The 20238-nt window shown below is 55.4% G+C and carries 25 protein-coding genes and 1 tRNA gene; 7 read left to right on the plus strand and 19 right to left on the minus strand.

Annotated features, from left to right (window positions below):
* Window positions 1-24: 24 nt before the first annotated feature.
* From rpsR to rpsF, 3 genes are all read right to left on the minus strand, one after another.
* On the minus strand, window positions 25-357 hold the full coding sequence (gene rpsR, locus OMP38_RS33680; RefSeq protein ID WP_217596509.1) for a 30S ribosomal protein S18: 333 nt from the start codon (window positions 355-357) through the stop codon (window positions 25-27).
* Window positions 358-380: 23 nt separating this feature from the next.
* Complete coding sequence (gene ssb, locus OMP38_RS33685; protein WP_277568924.1) at window positions 381-926, minus strand: single-stranded DNA-binding protein; 546 nt, start codon at window positions 924-926, stop codon at window positions 381-383.
* 81 nt (window positions 927-1007) lie between these two features.
* Window positions 1008-1292 (minus strand): 30S ribosomal protein S6, encoded by a 285-nt coding sequence (gene rpsF, locus OMP38_RS33690; RefSeq protein ID WP_271751162.1) that lies wholly within the window; start codon window positions 1290-1292, stop codon window positions 1008-1010.
* 171 nt (window positions 1293-1463) lie between these two features.
* On the opposite strand from rpsF, the gene OMP38_RS33695 reads away from it, so the two are divergent.
* The 5 genes from OMP38_RS33695 to OMP38_RS33715 all read left to right on the plus strand — a co-directional run bounded on the left by OMP38_RS33695 (window position 1464) and on the right by OMP38_RS33715 (window position 4676).
* The gene (locus tag OMP38_RS33695) at window positions 1464-1649 is read left to right on the plus strand and encodes a YjzC family protein (RefSeq protein ID WP_090116849.1); all 186 of its coding nucleotides are present in this window, start codon (window positions 1464-1466) and stop codon (window positions 1647-1649) included.
* A gap of 407 nt (window positions 1650-2056) precedes the next feature.
* Window positions 2057-2419, plus strand: a complete 363-nt coding sequence (locus OMP38_RS33700) for a hypothetical protein (protein ID WP_277568925.1) — start codon at window positions 2057-2059, stop codon at window positions 2417-2419.
* Window positions 2420-2630: 211 nt separating this feature from the next.
* A complete protein-coding gene (locus OMP38_RS33705) occupies window positions 2631-3125 on the plus strand; it encodes a cation:proton antiporter regulatory subunit (RefSeq protein WP_277568926.1) in 495 nt (164 codons plus the stop codon).
* Window position 3126: 1 nt separating this feature from the next.
* Window positions 3127-4338: a cation:proton antiporter gene (locus tag OMP38_RS33710; protein ID WP_277568927.1), complete on the plus strand. Its 1212-nt coding sequence runs from the start codon at window positions 3127-3129 to the stop codon at window positions 4336-4338.
* A gap of 83 nt (window positions 4339-4421) precedes the next feature.
* Window positions 4422-4676, plus strand: coding sequence for a hypothetical protein (locus OMP38_RS33715; RefSeq protein WP_277568928.1), 255 nt, complete (start codon window positions 4422-4424; stop codon window positions 4674-4676).
* A gap of 105 nt (window positions 4677-4781) precedes the next feature.
* Here OMP38_RS33715 and OMP38_RS33720 read toward each other — a convergent pair.
* From OMP38_RS33720 to OMP38_RS33735, 4 genes are all read right to left on the minus strand, one after another.
* A tRNA-Ser gene (locus OMP38_RS33720) sits at window positions 4782-4872 on the minus strand.
* Between the two features lie 69 nt (window positions 4873-4941).
* Window positions 4942-5172, minus strand: a complete 231-nt coding sequence (locus OMP38_RS33725; protein WP_277568929.1) for a DUF951 domain-containing protein — start codon at window positions 5170-5172, stop codon at window positions 4942-4944.
* A 3-nt stretch (window positions 5173-5175) separates the two neighbouring features.
* Window positions 5176-5970, minus strand: coding sequence for a mechanosensitive ion channel family protein (locus OMP38_RS33730; RefSeq protein WP_277568930.1), 795 nt, complete (start codon window positions 5968-5970; stop codon window positions 5176-5178).
* Window positions 5971-6109: 139 nt separating this feature from the next.
* Window positions 6110-6355, minus strand: coding sequence for a putative Se/S carrier protein (locus OMP38_RS33735; protein WP_277568931.1), 246 nt, complete (start codon window positions 6353-6355; stop codon window positions 6110-6112).
* Window positions 6356-6464: 109 nt separating this feature from the next.
* Between OMP38_RS33735 and yyaC the strand changes: the two genes are divergently transcribed.
* On the plus strand, window positions 6465-7082 hold the full coding sequence (yyaC, locus tag OMP38_RS33740; RefSeq protein WP_277568932.1) for a spore protease YyaC: 618 nt from the start codon (window positions 6465-6467) through the stop codon (window positions 7080-7082).
* Here yyaC and OMP38_RS33745 read toward each other — a convergent pair.
* From OMP38_RS33745 to rpmH, 12 genes are all read right to left on the minus strand, one after another.
* Window positions 7057-7548 (minus strand): DUF4446 family protein, encoded by a 492-nt coding sequence (locus OMP38_RS33745; RefSeq protein ID WP_277568933.1) that lies wholly within the window; start codon window positions 7546-7548, stop codon window positions 7057-7059. The two genes, yyaC and OMP38_RS33745, sit on opposite strands and share 26 nt — an antisense overlap.
* Before the next feature lie 74 nt (window positions 7549-7622).
* A complete protein-coding gene (locus OMP38_RS33750; protein WP_277568934.1) occupies window positions 7623-8789 on the minus strand; it encodes an aminotransferase class V-fold PLP-dependent enzyme in 1167 nt (388 codons plus the stop codon).
* A 182-nt stretch (window positions 8790-8971) separates the two neighbouring features.
* Window positions 8972-9826 (minus strand): ParB/RepB/Spo0J family partition protein, encoded by an 855-nt coding sequence (locus tag OMP38_RS33755; RefSeq protein ID WP_277568935.1) that lies wholly within the window; start codon window positions 9824-9826, stop codon window positions 8972-8974.
* Window positions 9807-10580: a ParA family protein gene (locus tag OMP38_RS33760; protein ID WP_090116856.1), complete on the minus strand. Its 774-nt coding sequence runs from the start codon at window positions 10578-10580 to the stop codon at window positions 9807-9809. The genes OMP38_RS33755 and OMP38_RS33760 overlap by 20 nt, the downstream gene beginning before the upstream one ends.
* 54 nt (window positions 10581-10634) lie before the next feature.
* Window positions 10635-11468 (minus strand): nucleoid occlusion protein, encoded by an 834-nt coding sequence (noc, locus tag OMP38_RS33765; RefSeq protein ID WP_277568936.1) that lies wholly within the window; start codon window positions 11466-11468, stop codon window positions 10635-10637.
* 429 nt (window positions 11469-11897) lie between these two features.
* A complete protein-coding gene (gene rsmG / locus OMP38_RS33770) occupies window positions 11898-12626 on the minus strand; it encodes a 16S rRNA (guanine(527)-N(7))-methyltransferase RsmG (protein ID WP_277568937.1) in 729 nt (242 codons plus the stop codon).
* The gene (gene mnmG / locus OMP38_RS33775) at window positions 12626-14524 is read right to left on the minus strand and encodes a tRNA uridine-5-carboxymethylaminomethyl(34) synthesis enzyme MnmG (RefSeq protein ID WP_277568938.1); all 1899 of its coding nucleotides are present in this window, start codon (window positions 14522-14524) and stop codon (window positions 12626-12628) included. The genes rsmG and mnmG overlap by 1 nt, the downstream gene beginning before the upstream one ends.
* A 32-nt stretch (window positions 14525-14556) precedes the next feature.
* Window positions 14557-15933, minus strand: coding sequence for a tRNA uridine-5-carboxymethylaminomethyl(34) synthesis GTPase MnmE (mnmE, locus tag OMP38_RS33780; protein ID WP_277568939.1), 1377 nt, complete (start codon window positions 15931-15933; stop codon window positions 14557-14559).
* A 106-nt stretch (window positions 15934-16039) separates the two neighbouring features.
* Complete coding sequence (jag, locus tag OMP38_RS33785) at window positions 16040-16657, minus strand: RNA-binding cell elongation regulator Jag/EloR (RefSeq protein WP_277568940.1); 618 nt, start codon at window positions 16655-16657, stop codon at window positions 16040-16042.
* Window positions 16581-17408, minus strand: coding sequence for a YidC/Oxa1 family membrane protein insertase (locus tag OMP38_RS33790; RefSeq protein ID WP_420869809.1), 828 nt, complete (start codon window positions 17406-17408; stop codon window positions 16581-16583). Before OMP38_RS33790 ends, jag begins: the two co-directional genes overlap by 77 nt.
* A gap of 236 nt (window positions 17409-17644) precedes the next feature.
* A complete protein-coding gene (gene rnpA / locus OMP38_RS33795) occupies window positions 17645-18088 on the minus strand; it encodes a ribonuclease P protein component (protein WP_338130732.1) in 444 nt (147 codons plus the stop codon).
* Window positions 18089-18181: 93 nt separating this feature from the next.
* The gene (gene rpmH, locus OMP38_RS33800; protein WP_090116863.1) at window positions 18182-18316 is read right to left on the minus strand and encodes a 50S ribosomal protein L34; all 135 of its coding nucleotides are present in this window, start codon (window positions 18314-18316) and stop codon (window positions 18182-18184) included.
* Between the two features lie 478 nt (window positions 18317-18794).
* Here rpmH and dnaA point away from each other — a divergent pair, with 478 nt between their 5' ends.
* Window positions 18795-20147, plus strand: coding sequence for a chromosomal replication initiator protein DnaA (gene dnaA, locus OMP38_RS33805; protein WP_277568941.1), 1353 nt, complete (start codon window positions 18795-18797; stop codon window positions 20145-20147).
* The last annotated feature ends 91 nt before the right edge of the window (window positions 20148-20238 follow it).

Below are 20238 nucleotides of genomic sequence, written 5' to 3' on the forward strand. Positions count from 1 at the left end.
AGGGGGCTCCTTTGTTAAGCCGACTCAGTCGGTCGTGTAAGGCAGCAGCGCCATTTGGCGGGAGCGCTTGATCGCAACCGTCAACATGCGTTGGTATTTTGCCTTCGTGCCCGTCACGCGGCGCGGCAGAATCTTGCCACGCTCGGAGATGAACTTGCGGAGCAGGTCCAGGTCCTTGTAGTCGACGTGCGTGATCTTGTTAACCGTGAAGTAGCAAACTTTGCGGCGCTTGTTGCGTCCGCGACGGAACTTGCGGGGCTCGCGTTGTTCGCGGTCGCCGCCTCCACCTGGTCCGCGGTTCTCGCGGGGCGTATAGGTGCGCTCTTCACGAGCGGCTGGTGCTTGTTGTTCGCTCATTTATAGTACCGTCCTTCCCTGTCTTAGAATGGCAAATCATCGTCCGATATATCGATCGGCTTGCCGTCGTCGGCGAATGGATCCGATTGGTTGTTGCCGCCTCTGGAGCCGGAGCTGCGGCCGCCGCCGGAGTTGCCTCCGCCGTACCCGCCGCCACCGCCGTATCCTCCGCCGCTATTGCCGCCACCGCTGCCGCCTCCGCCGAATTCGTCCCGTCCTTGCGATCCGCCTTCGCGGTTCGGCGATTCGAGGAAGCGTACGTTATCGGCGATGACTTCGGTGACATAGACGCGGCGACCTTCGTTGTTCTCGTAGTTGCGCACTTGAATGCGCCCCTCGACGGCGGCCAGACGGCCTTTCCGAAGGTAGTTCGCGCACGTCTCGGCCAGTTGGCGCCAAGTGACGACCGGGATGAAGTCCGCCTCGCGTTCGCGTTCGCCCCCGCCTGAATCGCGGGAGAACGGGCGGTCTACAGCCAGCGTGAATTGGGCTACGGCCACGCCCGCAGGCGTGTAGCGAAGCTCGGGATCTTTGGTTAAGCGTCCGATCAGAATAACACGGTTCAACATCTTCGGTCCCCTCCTGCGAGTGACGACTTGAACGGCGTTAACCGCCGGGTATTGCGTGCTGTGCTGACTTAAGCGACTGCCTTAAGCGACATCGCGTACGACGATGTGACGAATGACTTCGTCGGTGATCTTGAGTACGCGTTCCAGTTCGGTGACCACAGCCGGCTCGGCCGTGAAGTGAACCAGCACATACGTCCCGTCGCGGTGCTTGTTGATCTCGTAAGCGAGGCGCTTCTTGCCTTGTACCTCATGCTTCGTGAGCTCGCCGCCGTTCGCGATGATGCCCTGGAATTTCTCCGTGACAGCTTGAACGGACTCTTGGTCCACGTCCGGACGAATGATGTACATCAACTCGTAGTTGCGCATCTTCGTTACCTCCTTTTGGTCTTTGGCCCCTCGATTCGATACCGTAGAACCTGTCCACGGCCGAGGAGCAAGGAGTATGCCTTTTTTATTGCATACCTGAATACTTTATCACAATCGCCCGCATACCGCAAGGTTTTTCCCGCAACACTAAGGCCGGGAGGTGATCATAAAATGGGCGAGCAAACGCAATTCGAGCCGGGCGACCGCGCGCCGAACAACGGTCATTACATGGAAGTGAGCGAGGACGCTTTTCACATGAACATCGAGGACCCGAAGCACGTCACGCTGGAGAAGGGCGAGCGGTTCCCGGAGACGACGAATCACAACCGCAAGTGGAAAAAGGTGAAACAATTTTAAGCGGCGCGTATATTGCTCCCCGAATGCGGACATTCTAATTACCGGCGACGAACAGAGAGGTGTTGGTTCCGTTGAACCTTTGCAGGCAACAACCCGCAGGAGGAACGTCGAAGACGGAGTAGGAAGCGAGGGGTTGTGTCGCAGACATGGTCTTGCAATACACGTTATCGCGTTAGCGAGCCTTCAAGTAGCCGAAGCGCCGGGATGAACCGGCAACGTCAAGCACGACAGGGAATATCAGCTTCGATTAACGTCGCCCGGAGGACCCCGCAAGGGGTCTTTCGTCATTTCGTTATTCCGTTTCGGCGCCGCATCCGCATCGGACAAGCGTCAAGGTTCCGGTTTTGATACCGAATGGTAAACTGTGCTACACTTTGGTAAAGTTTACTCGAAAAGGGGGACTGCCGATGGTTAAAATGAATCCGACGCGCTCCGCCGGCGATCTGATCGCCTGGCTGCTGCTAGCCGTATTCATGATCTTCTCCACGCCCACCCCTTCGATCGAATCGTCGCCTGGCGAGTCCGCAGCATCGGGCCTTCGCGGCACCGAGTTCCATACGCACGTCCAATCCCGTACGCCCGATCCCACGGCAGCCAAGCCGCGCCCGGGCGCTCCCCTGCTGGTCCTCTTGTTTGCGCTGATCGTCCGCATGTCCAGATTGCCCTACCGTCTTTCCGCCCACCACCGCGCGCACATCGCCTCGGTGCACGTTCTGCTGCGCAGACGCTTGTTGCGTCCGCTTCAGTTCACCTCCACTTACGTCTCCTAATCCGCCCTTCGTCAGCTTCGCTCGCGCTTCGATTCGGGGTCGCGTGTATTTAAGCCTGCCTATCGGCGGCGAAGCCTTGTTCATGCATAGCGAATCTCCGCATCTTCCCGCTCCATTCCGCGCTTTCCGGCTTCTTACGCATGCTCTTTTCCGATGACCCACTGATGCTGAAGCAATTTCAGAATTCTTGAACGAAGAAAGGATGTTAACCATGGATATTCGAGAGACGGATCTGCCCGGCGTCGGTCGGAAGTACCGGATCCTTACCCGCAGCGGCGACCGGCTCGTCGTCGTCGTTCATGATGACGGCCGGCGCGAGCTGTACCATTTCGACTATGAAGACCCGGAAGACAGCATCTCCATGATCACGCTCGACGACGACGAGGCTCGTTCGATCGCCGCGATCGTCGGAGGCATGACCTACAAGCCGCGCACGCTCGAATCGATCGAGATCGCGTTAAACGACCTCGTTATTGAATGGTTCAAGCTGGAGTGCCGCAGTCCATGCGTGGGCATCTCCATCGGCGCGCTCGAGATTCGCCGTCATACCGGCGCAACCGTACTCGCGATCGTCGAGAGAGATCAATCCAAACATATCGCGCCCGGTCCCGAAGTCGTGCTGTCAGCCGAATGCATGCTGATCGCGGCAGGCGAGCGGGAAAACCTGAAGGCGCTCAAACGCATCCTGACCGGCGGGGAGGCTTAAAATGGATCATCTCGTCCTCGAAGTCGGCCTGGCCGTCGCGCTAATCGCGCTCGCAGGGCTCATCTCCGCCAAGCTGCGATTTTCCGTCATTCCGTTTTATATCCTTATCGGCATGGCCGTAGGTCCCCATTCTTTTAAACTCTGGTATCTCGACTTCCGCTTTATCGAGAGCGCCTCGCTCATCGAATTCATGGGAAGGATCGGCGTACTGTTTCTCCTCTTCTACCTCGGACTGGAGTTTTCCGTCGGCCGGCTGCTCAGATCGGGCAAGTCGATCGCGTTCGGCGGCACGATCTACATCGCGATCAACTTCACCTTGGGCCTGGGCTACGGCTTCCTGACGGGCTTTCCGCTGGCGGAGACGCTGGTGATGGCCGGCATCACGACGATCTCCTCCAGCGCGATCGTGGCCAAAGTCCTCGTCGATCTGAAACGCACCGCGAATGCAGAAACCGAACTCATCCTGGGCATTATTATGTTTGAGGACGTCTTCCTAGCCGTCTATATTTCCATCCTGTCCGGCCTCGTCTTGAGCGACTCTTCCTCGGTCTGGGGCGTCCTCGGTTCGGCGGGTATCGCCTTCGCCTTCATGCTCTTCATGCTGGTCGTCGGACGCAAGTGCGTCCCGCTCCTGAACAAGGCGCTGAACGTCCGCTCGAACGAGCTGTTCGGCTTGATCGTCTTCGGCGGTCTTTTCCTCGTCGCCGGTTTCTCCGAGACGATCCATGTCGCCGAAGCGATCGGCGCGCTTCTTTTCGGCCTGGTGCTCGCCGAGACCGAGCATATCAAGCGGATCGAGCACTTCATTCTGCCCTTCCGCGACTTTTTCGGCGCGATCTTCTTCTTCAGCTTCGGCCTGACGATCGATCCGCTGACGCTCGGAGACGCGCTGTGGCTGTCCCTTGGCGCCGTCGTCGTCACGCTGATAGGCATCTATGCCGCCGGCCTTCTGGCGGGCCGCAGTGCCGGCCTCTCGAGCAAAGCCTCCTCCAACGTCGGCTTGACGATCGTCGCGCGCGGAGAGTTTTCCATCATCATGGCGAACATGGCGAAGGCCGGCGGGCTGCTCGCCGTCCTCCAGCCTTTTGCCGCATTGTACGTCCTCATCCTTGCGATTCTCGGTCCGCTGCTGACGAAGGAATCCAAGCACATCCACAAGCTGATCGGGAGAGTGTTCAGATGGAACCGTTCGGCGGATAACCAGGCAGCTTAGAGCTACGTAATGCAATGTGTCTTATCCTAACGAATCATCCCGATTTTCAGCATCCCCATCTCTTCGCGATTAGGAGGAACGCTATGGATCTCTCTAAGAATGCCTCTCTCTTTCCCACGTTCGGCCTGTCCCTCAGCCGTATCGCGTGCGTGACCAGTCGCCGGGCAGCTGATATTAACGAAGCGGTCTCGGCGCAACTTAACTTAAAACGCCTGTGGGCCCAAGGCGACACGCTCGGCTATCCCGTGTTCCGCATCGAAGCCGTCGCCCTGTCCCGAATCGCACGCGCGATCGATCCGGCTTGCTCAATCGAGGTCATCCTGCTAAGGCGGAGATAGACGGCGCTGCACGAAGAGGAAGAGACCCGAATCTTGCATTCGGGTCTCTTCGCTTAGCTACAAAAAAAGCGGCTCCCGAATGGGAACCGCTTGATGTCTTATGTATGGCGGAGAGGGTGGGATTCGAACCCACGCACGCCTTGCGACGCCTAGATGATTTCGAGTCAACCCCCTTGGACCACTTGGGTACCTCTCCGCAGCAAGGAATATCGTATCACAATTCAGGACAACTTGCAACCCTGTTTTGAGATCAAAATGTACAAGCTTATTCCGCTTCTTTTTCGGGCGAATGGCCCTCTTCCCGCGGCGCAGCCTGCAGCATTTTTTTCATGCTTTTCTCAAACTTCGCCCGGGGCAGCAGGATGCTGTGCTTGCACTTGACGCACTTGATCCGGATGTCCATCCCCATCCGGATGATCTCCATCTCATTGGCGCCGCAGGGATGCGGCTTCTTCATCTGCACGATGTCGCCGAGTCCGAATTCCTTCCTTTCCATCCGTCAGCTCCCCGCCCTCTCCATGGCCTCAATCGAATAATAACGCGGATTGCCCGCGGCTTCGAATGCCTTTTTAACCTCCGCATTCAGATGCCTGGATACGGCCGACTGCGTATTGGGCCTGCACAGCACCGTGAGCCGCAATATCACGTCGCTCGCGGTTACCGACTGAATGCCGAGGAATTCCGCCCTGCCTACGATATTCGTATCTTCGAATTTCGCCGCGGCGCTTTTCACGATCTCCACCATATGATCGAGATTTTCTGTCGCCGCTACGGATACGTCCACCACGGCCAGCGCGTTATTGACCGAATAGTTCGTGACGTCGGAGATGTTGCCGTTCGGCAGGATGAATACCTCGCCGGTCCAGCTGCGGATTCGCGTCGCGCGAAGGCCGATCATCTCGACCGTCCCTTTGAACTTGCCCCCAACCTCGATGACGTCTCCGACCGAGAAGTGATCTTCGAGAATGACGAAAAATCCCGTGATGACATCCTTCACCAGGCTCTGGGCGCCGAATCCGATCGCGAGCCCAATCACGCCCGCACCCGCGAGCAGCGGCGCGAGATTGATATTGAACTCGTTCAGCACGAGCAGCAGAACGATGAAGTTAATGATATAAGTCGCCGTATTTTTAAGCAGCTTGCCTACCGTCTGAACGCGTCTTGTCCTCAGCTTAAGACGCTTCGACGCTTTGGGATTCATGAAATTATCCACAACCCGATTGATCACGATGCGAACGATCCGGCTGACGATGAGGATAACGAGAATCCGCAGCACGACCTTCAATACGCTCATCCACATGTGGGTATTGCTTAACGAATCCCAAATTTCATCCAAAAATTGCTGCCACAGCGTTAGTTTTTTTTCAATGGCCTCCCCCGCGCCTTCCAATAAAAAAAGACTGTGGATATCCGGACATCCTCTCTTCACCTCTCTAGTCGATTCGTTCGTAGCCGCCGCTCGATCGCTTGAACAAACCGCGAATTTCCACTTTCTCTTCGTCGATGATCCTTTTGACCTCATCCAGCGCTTCTTGCGGGAATTCGATCGACAGCGCGCAACCGGCCGTAATTTCCTTCGGCGTTGGCCGGATATCGATCTCCACCTCCGCGTATTCAAGCAACATTTCGGCCCGCAGCGCCTGCTGCGTCGAGTCGAACGCGATCATTAATGGATCCATGGCCTCTCCCTCTTCTTGCATCGATTGCTAGCATGCGATCCGAACAAGTATAAATTGCCCCTCTCGTCCATATACTACTACTATTCCACGGAGGAGGCGAAGCGGACGAATGAATGGCGCTTGGGATAAAAGGGCCGGCTATGCGGCGGAAGCCACCGCGCTCTCTTTGAAAATACCCTACAACGAACCTGCCGTCATGCAGCGGCTGTCCGAGCGGCTCACGCGCGAGCTGCTTCAGCTTCCCTCCGACCGGCAGATCGTCGTCGTCTGCGTAGGCACCGACAGGTCCACGGGCGACGCGCTCGGACCGCTCGTAGGGACGACGCTGGCCAGGCACGCGCAAGGCATGTTCGACCTTTACGGCACGTTGGACGAACCTGTGCATGCGATGAATTTGAGCGAGACGCTCTACACCATCATGCGCAACTCCAAGCAGCCCTATGTCATCGCCATCGACGCTTGTCTCGGACAAGTCGCCAGCGTCGGCTGCATCCATCTCGCATCGGGTCCCGTACGTCCGGGCGCCGGCGTGAACAAGGATCTGCCCCCAGTCGGCGATATACATATGACGGGCATCGTGAACGTCGGCGGTTTTATGGAATACTTCGTTCTGCAAAATACGAGACTCAATCTGGTCGTGAAGATGGCCGACATCATCGCCGGCTGCATCTCCACCGCCATTCGCAATATTCGCGGCGCCCCTATTCCTTACGCGTTGCCTGACTGATCGCGGCCTTCTCCTCCGGCGTCAAGGGATAGCTCGACTCTCCTTTGGCCAGCGGCTTCGCGTACAAGAAGGTCTGCTCCCGGCTATGAATGCCCGTCAGGACAACGCCGTCCTGCTCCTCGTTGACGATGGCGACCGCGAAGCTGATCTCGCCGCCTTGATCGGAAAAAGCGTTGAACCGATGAACGCCTACGCGCCCTTTGAGAGCCGCGAGGCGTTTTTCTTGATTCGCCATCGTCGCCTCTTGCACGGCCTGCTTGGCCTGCACGTCCCCCATTCGATCGTGAACCTTCATCAGTACATCTTCGAGCTTCGGCACGCCGGTCTCGCCGATCATTCGCCGGTGTGCCCTTGCGAGCTTGGATAGCTTGACGCTTAAGATAATGACCCAGATCAACAATATGAAAATCAGCATGCCGGCGCCTCCCAGCGCGGCTAAGCTTGCATCCTCGTCTATCCCGTTCACGCTTGATTGCTCCCCCGCTCTCCGGATCGGCCGGCCCCGCGGACGCCGGACCGCCTTCCGTCATTCTGCCGGCTTTATGCCCGCAGCGTTTCTCCGATTTCCTTCACGGCGCTTATCAACGATACAATATCCGATTGCTGCGAAAAATATCCTGGGCTGGCTCTTACTGCCCCCGTCTCCGTCGTCCCTGCGCTCTCATGCCCGAGCGGCGTGCAGTGAAACCCCGACCGCACAGCAATGCCGAACTGGCGGTCCAATAAAAATGCAGTCTCTGAAGGATCCACGCCGTCCACCGTAAAAGCGACAATGGCCGTACGCTCGATCTCCGGGCCCGGCCCTAATAGGCGGACGCCAGGTATCTCTGAGAGGCCAGCCATCAGCTCCCGAGTCAAGCTTAGTTCTTGGGCGTGGACACGCTGCACCGTCTCGCCTATGACGAACCGTACGCCTTCCGTAAGGCCGGCTATGCCGATCGTGTTCGGCGTACCTGCCTCGTATCTGTCGGGCCTCGTAGAAGGCTGCTCAGGCGATTCTGAACGGCTTCCGGTGCCTCCTTGCATAAGCGGCTCGAGCTCCAGATCCGGTCGGATGTACAGGCCACCCGTCCCTTGCGGTCCCATCAATCCCTTATGTCCCGGAAAAGCCAGCAGATCGATATTCATCCCTTCTACGTCGATCTCCAGCACGCCCGCGCTTTGCGCCGCATCGACGAGTAGCGGCACGCCGGCCGTTCGCGTGACAGCGCCTATGTCGCCGATCGGAGCTATCGTTCCGAGCAGGTTGGAGCTATGCGTGACGGCTACGAGCTTCGTAGCCGGAGTGATCGCATGCCTGACATCGTTTGGTTTCAATATCCCGTCCGCGCCGACTGGCACATAGGTCACCTGAATCCCCAGCTTGCGCTTCAACGCTTCAAGAGGACGCCGTACGGAATTGTGCTCCATCGCTGTCGTTACGACATGATCGCCCGGCGCTAACAACCCTTGAATCGCTTGATTCAGCGCGTGCGTCGTATTGAGCATGAAGGCAATGTCGTTCGGGTTTGCGATCTTGAACAGACGTGCCAGCATCTTGCGTCCTTCGAACAGCACCCTGCTCGCTTTGACCGCCATCTCATGGCTGCCGCGGCCGGGATTGGCAGCAGCCTCACGCATTGCCCTCTCCATGGCTTCCATCACGCCGGGAGGCTTCGGCCAGGAGGTCGCTGCATTGTCCAGATAGATCAATGGCCTTTCCTTCATTAGAAGCGCCTCCTCGTTTCACTCTACTGCTGCTATATTCATTTCCTAAGGATATAACGTCTTCTGCTAAGCGGCGAACGCACAGCGCCGCGAACGAAAACGGCCTCGCTCTTGGCATTCCAAGCGCGAAGCCGTTTTATTCTCCGCTTCCGCCACGAGCCTACGATCGTGGATGGCAGATCTTATGCTTTGATCGCTTGCAGGATTTCTAGCAATCGCTCCAGATCGCCTTTGCTGAAGTAGGCAAGCTCAATGCGTCCTTTATCCTTGTTCGGCTTGATCCGCACCGTTGTCTGGAACCGCTCGCGAAGCGTCTCCTCGATTTCTTCAATATAAGGATCTCGCTTTTTAGTTTTCGCCTTAACGGTTTTGCCTTTAACGACTGCGTCCATCTGTTGGACGGCGTTCTCGAGCTCGCGTACGCTCCAATTGTTGGCCAGCGTCTGCTTCGCTAGATCTTTGCGTTTGGCGTCCTCTTTAATCCCCGCCAATGCCCTTGCGTGTCCCATCGACAATGTTCCACGTGAAACATGCTCTTTGATCTCGTCCGGCAACGCCAACAACCGTAAGAAGTTGGCAATGTGAGAACGCGACTTTCCTACTTTAAGCGACAACTCTTCTTGCGTTAAAGCAAATTGGTTCATAATCGATTGATAGGCGATGGCCACTTCGATTGCATTCAAATCTTCACGTTGTACGTTTTCAATGAGCGCGATTTCCATGACTTGCTGATCGCTATAAGCCCGGACAACTGCCGGAATCGTCGGGTTGCCAAGCAGCTGCGATGCTCTGAATCGCCGCTCGCCCGCAATAATCTCAAAACCGCGGAGAGCCGTGCGTACGATGATCGGTTGAATGACGCCATGCTCGCGAATCGATTCAGCCAATTCCTTTATTGCTTCTTCTTCGAATGTCTTGCGCGGTTGATACGGATTCGCGCGGAGCTGCCCTAACGGAATCTCTACGATCTTGTCGTCTTCCTTGATAGATAGCGACGTGATCAGCGCGTCGAGCCCTTTACCTAGCCGCTTGCTCATACGTAATCACTTCCTTCGCCAGCTCGAGATAAACCTCGGCCCCTTTGGATCTAGGATCGTATGTGATGATCGATTGCCCGTGCGATGGCGCCTCGCTAAGACGAACATTGCGCGGGATAACCGTCTGATAGACCTTTTGTTGGAAATATTTTTTCACTTCTTCGATGACCTGAATGCCGAGGTTCGTTCGTGCATCGAACATCGTGAGAAGGACGCCTTCGATTTGAAGAGAGGTATTCAAGTGCTTTTGGACAAGTCGAATCGTATTAAGCAGTTGGCTTAAGCCTTCAAGCGCATAATACTCGCATTGAATCGGGATAATGACCGAATCGGATGCCGTCAGCGAATTGATCGTCAAAATGCCTAAAGAAGGCGGGCAGTCGATCAAGATATAATCGAATTCGTTGCGAACCATAGCAAGCGCCTTTTTAAGACGAACCTCGCGGGAGATGGTCGGCACCAGCTCGATCTCGGCACCCGCAAGCTGAATCGTCGCAGGAATGAGCTTCAGATTCGGCAGAGCCGTATCCACAATCGCCTGTTTGGGGTGGATCTCGTTGATTAAGATATCATAGATGCAATATTCCACATCGGCTTTATTAATGCCGACACCGCTTGTCGTATTGCCCTGTGCGTCGATGTCCACGATGAGCACTTTACGTCCCAACGTAGACAGACAGGCGCCAAGGTTGACAGCCGTTGTCGTTTTGCCGACACCGCCCTTTTGATTGGCAATGGCAATAATTTTGGACAACCCGTTCACCTCATCGTCAGCCGCCTAAACTTGCTGGATTAACATGACTCCCAACTAGCTCGGATTGCTGTTGTTTTTCTTCGGAATCGTAATAACGATCTCGATATGATCGTCCAGTTCGCGTTCGCTGGATTTGATCGGTATGCCTGATCCCGTAACCATATCTACCGACTGCCGTATCGTATTGATTGCGAGTCGAATATCCTTGGAAAAGGACACGCGACGCGACTTAACGGGTTTACTCGCTTCAAGGAGAAAAGCGACGCGAGTTTCCGTTTGTTTCACGTTAAGTTCCTTTTCGATAATCTCTTGGAGAAGCTTTTCTTGTGCTTCTTCGTTCGGTAGGGCCAGCATGGCGCGGGCATGACGCTCCGTAATCTTGCGCTCCATGAGCGCCAGCTTAACGTTCTCGCCCAATTGAAGAAGACGAATCTTGTTGGCGATCGTCGACTGGCTTTTACCCAGCCGCTGTGCCAGACTTTCCTGCGTCAACTGATGAAGATCGATCAGTTTTTGATAAGCGACGGCTTCCTCGATCGAAGTTAGGCCTTCGCGTTGAAGATTTTCGATTAAAGCCATCGAGGCAGCCTGTGAATCATTAATTTCTCTTACGATCGCCGGGATGTGTTCCATGCCCAGTTTGGTGACCGCACGCCAGCGGCGTTCTCCCGCTATGAGCTCGTATTTGCCGTCTCGGACACGGACTACGATCGGCTGGATGATGCCAAGCGTCTTGATCGTCTGACATAGCTCGTCGATCCGGTCGTCATCAAAGACTGACCTGGGTTGATAAGGGCTCGGGACGATATCCACTACGGCAATCTGCCGAACTTCTTCCTGGCCGCTCCGTTCGGACAATCCGAACAAACGAGATAACGGTTCTCTCATGTCTTCCATCCCACCACGTTCATCTGTAATGAGGTTCCGGTTAAAACAAATCTGCTCTAGTGCTAGCACGATAATCAGCAGACTAATAGAGTCTGGTGCAGCCTTTAAAACTACCCGTATCTACACAATATTCGACAGGAACCGTCGACAGACAGGACATTCGCATGCAGGAACTAACCATTGAAAGGTGCTCATTGCATGGAGAAAAGGCAAGGATTAAACCATGCCGAAGCTGCAGAGTGACGAAAAAAGCGCCGCCATTTCACGCCTTCGAGGCGCATATGCGGCACGACGATTTTGCAGTACTATTTATATTCTCTATTGTACGCCTGAATCCTTCTCTTGAAAAGAGTTTCCTCGGTTTGAAGGCTGATTTGTTCCACGTGAAACACATAAATATGGCAATTTTGTTTCACGTGGAACAAAGATTTAGATTAGAGGCTGTTTCAGAGGAATTCCAGCTTTGCGAGGGTATTCCTTAGCCGTCTTCTCAAGCTTGCGGATGATGATCAGTTGGCGCTCGGATTGTTCCAGCGGTAGCTTGAGTTCTCGCGTATATCTAAGTTTTGCATTCAATAAACGCATGCTTTTAGCGCTCTCTTCAAGCTCAGCAGCGTTGTCGGATCCCTTCATCGCAATGAAGTGTCCTTCGACTTTAACAAAAGGAAGGCATAATTCATTGAGTCCAGCCAAACGTGCGACAGCGCGAGCCGTCACGAGATCGTATCGGTCGCGGTGCTCGCCCAGTCGACCGATATCCTCCGCCCTTCCATGGACGAGCGTAACGTTACCCAGCTGCAACGCGTCGACGACCGTCTGAAGAAAGCGAATGCGCTTGGCAAGCGAGTCGACGATGGTAACTACCAGTTGGGGAAAGGCAATTTTAAAAGGTATGGATGGGAATCCAGCTCCCGCCCCGATATCCGCCATGCTGCGAGCTGATATAGCTTCGGGCAATGCACCCAATGTCAAAGAGTCGTAGAAATGTTTCTCGTAAACGGCTCCTCGCTCCGTGATGCCCGTCAGATTCATTTTTTCGTTCCACTCAACAAGCAAGCGGTAGTAAGTCTCGTATTGATCGAGCTGAATATCATTCAGCTCGATTCCCAAGTCCGTACGAACCCGCTCGCTGAACCAACGCTGCAGTTCATCTGCCATTAGCTGCTCCTAGCCGCCGTCACGCGATTGTAATGCTCCAAGTGCACGAGCAAAATGGACAAGTCGGCTGGCGTAACGCCGGAGATTCGAGAAGCCTGCCCTATGTTAAGCGGACGAATCTGATGGAGCTTTTGCTTCGCTTCGGTCGCCAAACCATGCACCGCGCCGTAGTCGATATCTTCCGGAATACGCTTCTTCTCCATCTTGGCCAGCTTCTCCACCTGGGCAAGCTGCTTCTCGATATATCCCGTGTATTTCACCTGAATCTCGACCTGTTCCTTCATATCTTCCGACAGCGTCACAGGTGAGGGCGAGAAGCTCTCGATATGCGCATAGGTCACTTCCGGACGGCGAAGCAAGGTGATGCCGTCGACCGTATTTTGAAGCGGCGCCGAATCGATGGAAGCCAGGAGCGCTTGCGTGGACTCGTCGGGTCTGATCCGCACTTCCTTCAACCGGGACAACTCCGCCTCCACCTTCTCCTTCTTATCCTGGAACAAAGCAAAGCGCGCGTCAGAGATGAGACCGATCTCCTTGCCCAGCGGCGTGAGACGCAGATCCGCATTGTCATGGCGGAGGAGCAAACGATATTCGGCGCGAGACGTGAGCAGACGATAGGGCTCATTCGTACCCTTGGTGACCAGATCGTCGATCATTACGCCGATATACCCCTGGGAACGGTCGATAATGACCGGCTCCTTGTCTTGTGCCTTGCGAGCTGCGTTGATACCGGCCATAATGCCTTGTCCTGCAGCTTCTTCATAACCGGACGTACCGTTAATCTGTCCAGCCGTGAACAGTCCCGATATCACTTTTGTCTCCAGAGACGGCCACAACTGCGTCGGCACGACTGCGTCGTACTCGATCGCATAGCCGGTACGCATCATCTCCACTTGCTCCAGGCCGGGGATTGAACGTAGGATCTGCAGTTGAACATCCTCTGGCATGCTCGTCGACAGTCCCTGTACATAATACTCCTTCGTGTTCGCACCTTCGGGCTCCAGGAAAATCTGATGCTTCGGCTTATCGGCAAAGCGGACGATCTTATCCTCGATCGAAGGACAATATCGCGGACCTGTCCCCTCGATTGCCCCTGAAAACATGGGCGCACGATGCAAGTTGTCGTTAATGATCTTATGCGTATCTTCGGATGTGTAAGTCAGCCAACAAGGCAACTGTTCTCCTGCCCGCTCCGAATACTCCGTCTCATAAGAGAAATATTTCGGCTTGTCGTCGCCGGGCTGAATTTCCGTTTTCGAGAAGTCGATCGTGTCCTTATGAACGCGCGGCGGCGTGCCTGTCTTGAAACGTACGAGCTTCAAGCCATTCTCGCGCAGCGACTCGGACAGCTTCACCGAAGGTTGCTGATTGTTCGGGCCGCTCTCATACATCAGTTCTCCCATGATGACCTTGCCGCGCAGGTAGGTGCCTGTCGTGATCACGACGGTCTTGGAACGGTATTCCGCACCCGTCTTCGTCACGACGCCCCGACATACGCCATCTTCGACGATCAGCTCTTCGGCCATGCCTTGGCGAAGCGTCAGCTTTTCCTCCCGTTCGATCGTCTCCTTCATCGCATGCTGGTACAGAAACTTGTCGGCTTGCGCACGCAGTGCGTGAACCGCCGGTCCTTTACCCGTGTTCAGCATCCGCATCTGAATAAAGGTCTTGTCGATATTGCGCCCCATCTCCCCGCCCAGCGCATCGATCTCGCGAACGACATGTCCCTTCGCCGGTCCGCCTACCGACGGATTGCATGGCATAAATGCGATCATGTCGAGATTGATGGTAAGCAGCAGCGTCTCGCAGCCCATCCGCGCAGCCGCAAGCGCAGCTTCAACGCCTGCATGCCCGGCGCCGACAACGATGACGTCGTACTCGCCTGCTAGATATCCCACTGTGGATACACTCCTTTTGTAGTTGTAAATATTTATTTTCCAAGACAAAATTTTGAAAATATCTGATCCAGCAGCGATTCCGATGCCGTGTCCCCGACGATCTCGCCGAGCGACTCCCATGCCGCCGCGATGTCGATCTGGATGAGATCGACAGGCAGCCCTTGCTCCGCACCGTCGATGGCATCCTGCAGCGAACGCGCCGCAGCATGCAGCAGCGATATATGCCGAACATTGCTAACATATGTGGCATCCGCCGACTCGATTCCGCCGCTCATAAACAGCTTGAAGACCGCCCGTTCAAGCTCCTCCATCCCCAAGCCTTCCTTGGCCGATAAAGAGACGACCCTCTCGCTCGGATACATCGAGCGAACCTCTCCCTCTTCGAGGCAAGGCGCCAGATCCGACTTGTTCAATATAACGATCGTCGGCCGGTCCTTCAGCTCTTCCAGTAGACGTCGTTCCTCCTCGTGAAGCGCGTCGCTTCTGCTTAATACGAGCAGGATCAGATCCGCATCGCCGAGCGCACCGCGCGAGCGCTCCACGCCGATCCGTTCGACGATATCCTCCGTCTCCCGGATGCCGGCCGTATCAAGCAGTCTCAGCGGAATGCCCGACAGCGTGACCGACTCTTCGACGATGTCCCGCGTCGTCCCGGGAATATCGGTTACGATCGCCCGATTCTCCTTCACCAGCGCGTTCAAGAGCGACGATTTGCCCGCATTAGGGCGGCCCACGATCGCTGTGACGATGCCTTCTCGCAGAATTTTCCCCTCCGCAGCCGTCTTCAGCAGCGTCTCCACCTGCCGAAGCACGGCGCCGCAGTGATCCCTGATGACGCCGGCAGTGACCTCCGCGACATCATGCTCCGGATAATCGATGTTGACTTCAACATGCGCGAGCAACTCGATCAACTGCTCCTTAAGCGGCACGAGGCGCTTCGACAGCGCTCCCTCCGCCTGCTTGCGCGCCACTTGGAACGCCTTCGAGGACTTCGACCGGATCAGGTCGATGACTGCCTCCGCTTGCGCAAGATCGATCCGTCCGTTCAAAAAGGCGCGCTTCGTAAATTCGCCTGGCTCGGCCATGCGGATTCCGCTTCGCAGCAGCAGCTCCAACACCGATTGGACGGCGACGATGCCGCCGTGCGTGCTGATCTCAACGACGTCCTCCGTCGTGAACGAACGCGGACCCTTCATGACGGTCACGAGCACTTCGTCCAGCACGTCTCCGCTATCCGGATCTTTGATCCAGCCGTAATGCACGGTATGCGACTGTACCTCCCGCAAGTCCTCTCGCGACTTGAAAAGCGGCGCCACCTTGCCGATCGCCTCCGCTCCGCTCACGCGGACGACGGCGATGCTGCCTTCTCCGAGCGCCGTCGCTACCGCCGCTATCGTATCTTCATTCATATCGTTCCCTCATTTAGCGCTAAACTGATATAAACCCCAACACCTGCCATAAACAAAAAACGCAATGGTCCGCTTGCATCTGCAAGCCATTGCGTTGGACATTCATTCACTTGATAGCAATGACGACGCAGCGGTTCGGTTCATCGCCTTGACTGTAGGTGCGCACGTTCGGATGACCTTGAAGTTTCGCATGGATGATTTTCCGTTCGGAGGCGCTCATCGGCTCGAGCACGATGTCCTTCCTCGTCTTTACGGCGCGAAGCGCCATACGGTCGGACAGCGCTTCGAGTGTCTCTCTGCGTCTCTGCCGGAACTGCTCCGCATCGAGGACGATTCGCAGATGACGGTCGGAATGACGATTCGCGACGATGTTCGCCAGATACTGAAGCGCGTCCAATGTCTGGCCTCTACGTCCGATCAGCATGCCCAGGTTGGCGCCCGACAAGTTGATCAAGACATCGTCTCCACTGTCATCCCGTACGATCTCCACGGTCGAATGCATGGCGTTGGTGACTTCCTGAAGAAAAGCGACCGCGTGATCCACGCCGTCCGGCAGCAGCTCCAGCTGCACGCGGGCTTCCTTGGCGCCGATCAGGCCGAACAGCCCCTTGCTGGGCTGCTCGAGCACGGTTACTTTAACGCGGTCCTCACTTACCCCGAGAGTGACGAGGCTTTTTCTTACCGCTTCCTCCACCGACTTTCCTGTTGCTTCGACCCTTTTCATCTGCGATGGCCTCCTTGCCGCTGCCTTGCGGCTCGGCTTTGCGTCCATACATGAAATAGTTCTGCGTGATGGTGTAGATATTACTGTAAATCCAGTAAAGCGGAAGCGCGGCCGGGAATGAAAGCGCCATGACGAAGATCAACACCGGGAAGATCAGCATCAGGCCCTTCATCGCACCCATCTGCTGCGGCTGCTGGGATTGCATCATCTTCGATTGAACGAAGGTGGTCGCTGCGGCAATGACCGGGAGAATGTAATATTTATCCGGCTCGCCAAGCTGAAGCCACAGGAATGTATGACTATAAACGTTAGAGTTGACGGTAATGGCGCGATACAGCGCGATAAAGATCGGCATCTGAATGATCAGCGGGAAACAGCCTGCAAGCGGATTGACTTGATGCTCCTGGTAGAGCTTCATCATCTCTTCCTGCTGCTTGCGGGTGTCGTCCTTGTACTTCTCGCGGATCTCCTTCATTTGCGGCTGCAGCTTCTGCATCGCCTTCGTGCTCTTGTACTGCTTGATCATGAGCGGCAGGATAATCGTCCGCACGATGATTACGAGCAGGAGAATCGCGAGGCCGTATTCGCCATTGAACCAATCGGCGAACTTGTCCAGCATGAGCGAGAACCAGTATACGACATTGCTGTCCCACCAGTTGCCGTCAGCCAGGTCCGCAGTGGTCTTTCTTGTAGTGGGCGGCGTACAACCGGACAGGAATACCATCAAGGAAACCAGAAGACCGGAGACCATCCAGAATTTGCGATTGCGCAACAACAAACCTCAAAACTCCCCCTCTAAAATAACCCCACCAAGGTGGAGCCGTGACTTTGAAGCCGAATCGGGACTTTGCGGGGATCCCGGAAATAGGCGAAACGACAGAAAAAACGGATCGCCGTTCATGCATCCGTACGAATTCGCCGTCCCGGAACCGAGGGGCAGATCCGTCTCTTTCAAAGCCCAAAACACAAGTCAACTATACCATAAGATTATTGGCAATGGAAAGCGCGCGGGGCGCCTCCCGGCGTCTTCGGCTTGCCTCCGCCGGGCCCCGGCCGGTACGGCCTTCTGTCCTGCGGCGGAGGCGGCGTAGAGCCCTTGGTCAGGCCCGCTTTGCGGAGCACGTGAAGGACGCTCCGCTCCATCTCTATATAAGGAAGAGAGATCGCGGGCTTGCGTACGATCAGGATCATGTCGGTGCCCTCGACGATGCGCGAACCGTTAAGCCGCACGATCTCCTTGATCATCCGCCTCATGCGGTTGCGGACCACGGCGCCTCCCAGCTTGCTGCTCACCGAAATGCCGAGCCGGTACAGCCCCGGATCCGGCTTGCGCCGCCAGTAGACGACGAACTGCGAGTTCGCAAACGATTTTCCGCTTCTATAGATACGGCTGAAGTCTTCCTTGCTTCGCAGCCGCAGTTTTCTTTCCATCCTCATCCCTCATCGCCGGATTATGGACTGAAGTCCGTACATCAGTTATTCCCATATACATGAAAAAAAGACCACCTCACGTGGTCTTTATCCTTAAGCGGACAATACTTTGCGGCCCTTTTGACGGCGAGCGGCGAGAACCTTGCGTCCGTTCTTCGAGCTCATCCGGCTGCGGAATCCGTGTACCTTCTTCCGCTTGTTCACGTTCGGCTTAAATGTCGGTCCCACTTCTTGATACCTCCTTACGAAAAGAACTCATATGTCCATTTATTAAACCATAAGGGGGCACGGAAGTCAATGAATTCAAAGGCAGACGACTTCGGAAGATATTCACATGTGCATAAAAAAGGGAGAGAAAAAAGACTCGTCTCTCATTTTGTCGAATCTTCGCACAGAATATCAACAATATCTTGTGTTGTGCACAGATTTCATCCACAAGTTATTGAAAATGTGGATAACAGGGCGAATTCCGTTGAATTCAGCGGGTTCATCTGCTATGATAAGTTCACCCATTCGACGTGGATAACGGCTGTTAAACCTCTTTTTTATTAACACCCTGTGCATAAATCTGTGAACAAAATCCCTTCTTATGGACATCTCAATAAAGAATAAAGAGGAATTGTGTGGATAACTTGTTGCAAAGGACATCCTTCGACATCGCCGCCCTCCCTCTTGTCCGCCTGACGGGTTAAAGGAGTGACTCCATGTGGACAGCCGTACGAACGAGATCTGGCAGCAGGTCTTGTCGGTCATCCAGACAAAATTAAGCAAGCCGAGTTACGATACGTGGTTTAAAGCCACCAAAGCGAATTTCCTTAATGACGAGACAGTGGTTGTAACCGCTCCCACCACCTTTGCGGCGGAATGGCTGGAGAACAGGTACAAGAAGCTCGTCTCTTCGACGTTGGCTGAGTACCTTGACCACCCGGTTGAGGTCAGGTTCGCGATCGAGGAGTTCCGGTCTCCGGAGCCGCCCGCGCCGTTCCCCGCCGTACCCGTCGTCAAGAACGCGGGACCCGAGGAGCCGGTCGGACATATGCTCAATCCCAAGTACACTTTCGATACGTTCGTCATCGGCGCCGGCAACCGCTTCGCGCATGCTGCTTCCCTCGCGGTCGCGGAAGCGCCGGCCAAGGCGTACAATCCGCTCTTCCTTTATGGAGGCGTAGGACTGGGCAAGACACACTTGATGCACGCGATCGGACATTATATTTTGGAGCACAACCCGTCTTCGAAGGTACTTTACATATCGTCGGAGAAGTTCACGAACGAATTCATCAACGCGATCCGGGACAACCGCGGCGAGAGCTTCCGCAACAAATATCGCAACATCGACGTGCTTCTGATCGACGATATCCAGTTCCTCGCCGGCAAAGACGGCACGCAAGAGGAGTTCTTCCATACCTTTAACGCGCTGCACGAAGAGAGCAAGCAGATCATCATCTCCAGCGACCGCACGCCCAAGGAGATCCCGACGCTGGAGGAGCGCCTGCGCTCGCGCTTCGAGTGGGGCTTGATCACGGACATCCAGCCGCCGGACCTTGAGACGCGCATCGCGATTCTCCGCAAGAAGGCGAAGGCGGAGAACTTGGACATTCCGAACGAGGCGATGGTATACATCGCGAACATGATCGATTCGAACATCCGGGAGCTCGAAGGCGCCTTGATTCGGATTGTGGCTTATTCGTCGTTGACGAATCAGGACGTATCTACGCATTTGGCCGCCGAGGCGCTTAAGGACATTTTGCCGAACGGACGCAACCGCCTCATCACCATTCAGGATATCCAGCAGCGCGTAGGCGAATTCTATGGGCTTAAGCTCGAGGATTTCAAAGCGCGCAAGCGTACGAAGGCCGTCGCATTCCCGCGTCAGATCGCGATGTATCTGTCCCGCGAGCTGACGGATTATTCGCTGCCTAAGATCGGGGACAACTTCGGCGGGAGAGACCACACGACGGTCATCCACGCCCACGAGAAAATCACGCAGCAGCTTAAAGTCGACGCCGAGCTATACAAGATCGTCGGCAACCTGACGGAAAAGATCAAAAACCTGACGTAGACGCAAACCCCGATATCCACCTGTGGACAAAAATGCCGCATTTAAAACGTGAATAACGAAAAAACCTATGCACAACTCATACACATGTGGA

Source organism: Cohnella ginsengisoli (assembly GCF_029525555.1).
Classification (GTDB): Bacteria; Bacillota; Bacilli; order Paenibacillales; family Paenibacillaceae; genus Cohnella; species Cohnella ginsengisoli.

Bases quoted from the DNA above. Each gene is read 5' to 3' on its own strand.
- rpsR (WP_217596509.1), bottom strand. From the start codon at position 357: ATGAGCGAACAACAAGCACCAGCCGCTCGTGAAGAGCGCACCTATACG.
- ssb (WP_277568924.1), bottom strand. From the start codon at position 926: ATGTTGAACCGTGTTATTCTGATCGGACGCTTAACCAAAGATCCCGAG.
- rpsF (WP_271751162.1), bottom strand. From the start codon at position 1,292: ATGCGCAACTACGAGTTGATGTACATCATTCGTCCGGACGTGGACCAA.
- OMP38_RS33695 (WP_090116849.1), top strand. From the start codon at position 1,464: ATGGGCGAGCAAACGCAATTCGAGCCGGGCGACCGCGCGCCGAACAAC.
- OMP38_RS33700 (WP_277568925.1), top strand. From the start codon at position 2,057: ATGGTTAAAATGAATCCGACGCGCTCCGCCGGCGATCTGATCGCCTGG.
- OMP38_RS33705 (WP_277568926.1), top strand. From the start codon at position 2,631: ATGGATATTCGAGAGACGGATCTGCCCGGCGTCGGTCGGAAGTACCGG.
- OMP38_RS33710 (WP_277568927.1), top strand. From the start codon at position 3,127: ATGGATCATCTCGTCCTCGAAGTCGGCCTGGCCGTCGCGCTAATCGCG.
- OMP38_RS33715 (WP_277568928.1), top strand. From the start codon at position 4,422: ATGGATCTCTCTAAGAATGCCTCTCTCTTTCCCACGTTCGGCCTGTCC.
- OMP38_RS33725 (WP_277568929.1), bottom strand. From the start codon at position 5,172: ATGGAAAGGAAGGAATTCGGACTCGGCGACATCGTGCAGATGAAGAAG.
- OMP38_RS33730 (WP_277568930.1), bottom strand. From the start codon at position 5,970: ATGAGCGTATTGAAGGTCGTGCTGCGGATTCTCGTTATCCTCATCGTC.
- OMP38_RS33735 (WP_277568931.1), bottom strand. From the start codon at position 6,355: ATGGATCCATTAATGATCGCGTTCGACTCGACGCAGCAGGCGCTGCGG.
- yyaC (WP_277568932.1), top strand. From the start codon at position 6,465: ATGAATGGCGCTTGGGATAAAAGGGCCGGCTATGCGGCGGAAGCCACC.
- OMP38_RS33750 (WP_277568934.1), bottom strand. From the start codon at position 8,789: ATGAAGGAAAGGCCATTGATCTATCTGGACAATGCAGCGACCTCCTGG.
- OMP38_RS33755 (WP_277568935.1), bottom strand. From the start codon at position 9,826: ATGAGCAAGCGGCTAGGTAAAGGGCTCGACGCGCTGATCACGTCGCTA.
- noc (WP_277568936.1), bottom strand. From the start codon at position 11,468: ATGAGAGAACCGTTATCTCGTTTGTTCGGATTGTCCGAACGGAGCGGC.
- rsmG (WP_277568937.1), bottom strand. From the start codon at position 12,626: ATGGCAGATGAACTGCAGCGTTGGTTCAGCGAGCGGGTTCGTACGGAC.
- mnmE (WP_277568939.1), bottom strand. From the start codon at position 15,933: ATGAATGAAGATACGATAGCGGCGGTAGCGACGGCGCTCGGAGAAGGC.
- jag (WP_277568940.1), bottom strand. From the start codon at position 16,657: ATGAAAAGGGTCGAAGCAACAGGAAAGTCGGTGGAGGAAGCGGTAAGA.
- OMP38_RS33790 (WP_420869809.1), bottom strand. From the start codon at position 17,408: ATGGTCTCCGGTCTTCTGGTTTCCTTGATGGTATTCCTGTCCGGTTGT.
- rnpA (WP_338130732.1), bottom strand. From the start codon at position 18,088: ATGGAAAGAAAACTGCGGCTGCGAAGCAAGGAAGACTTCAGCCGTATC.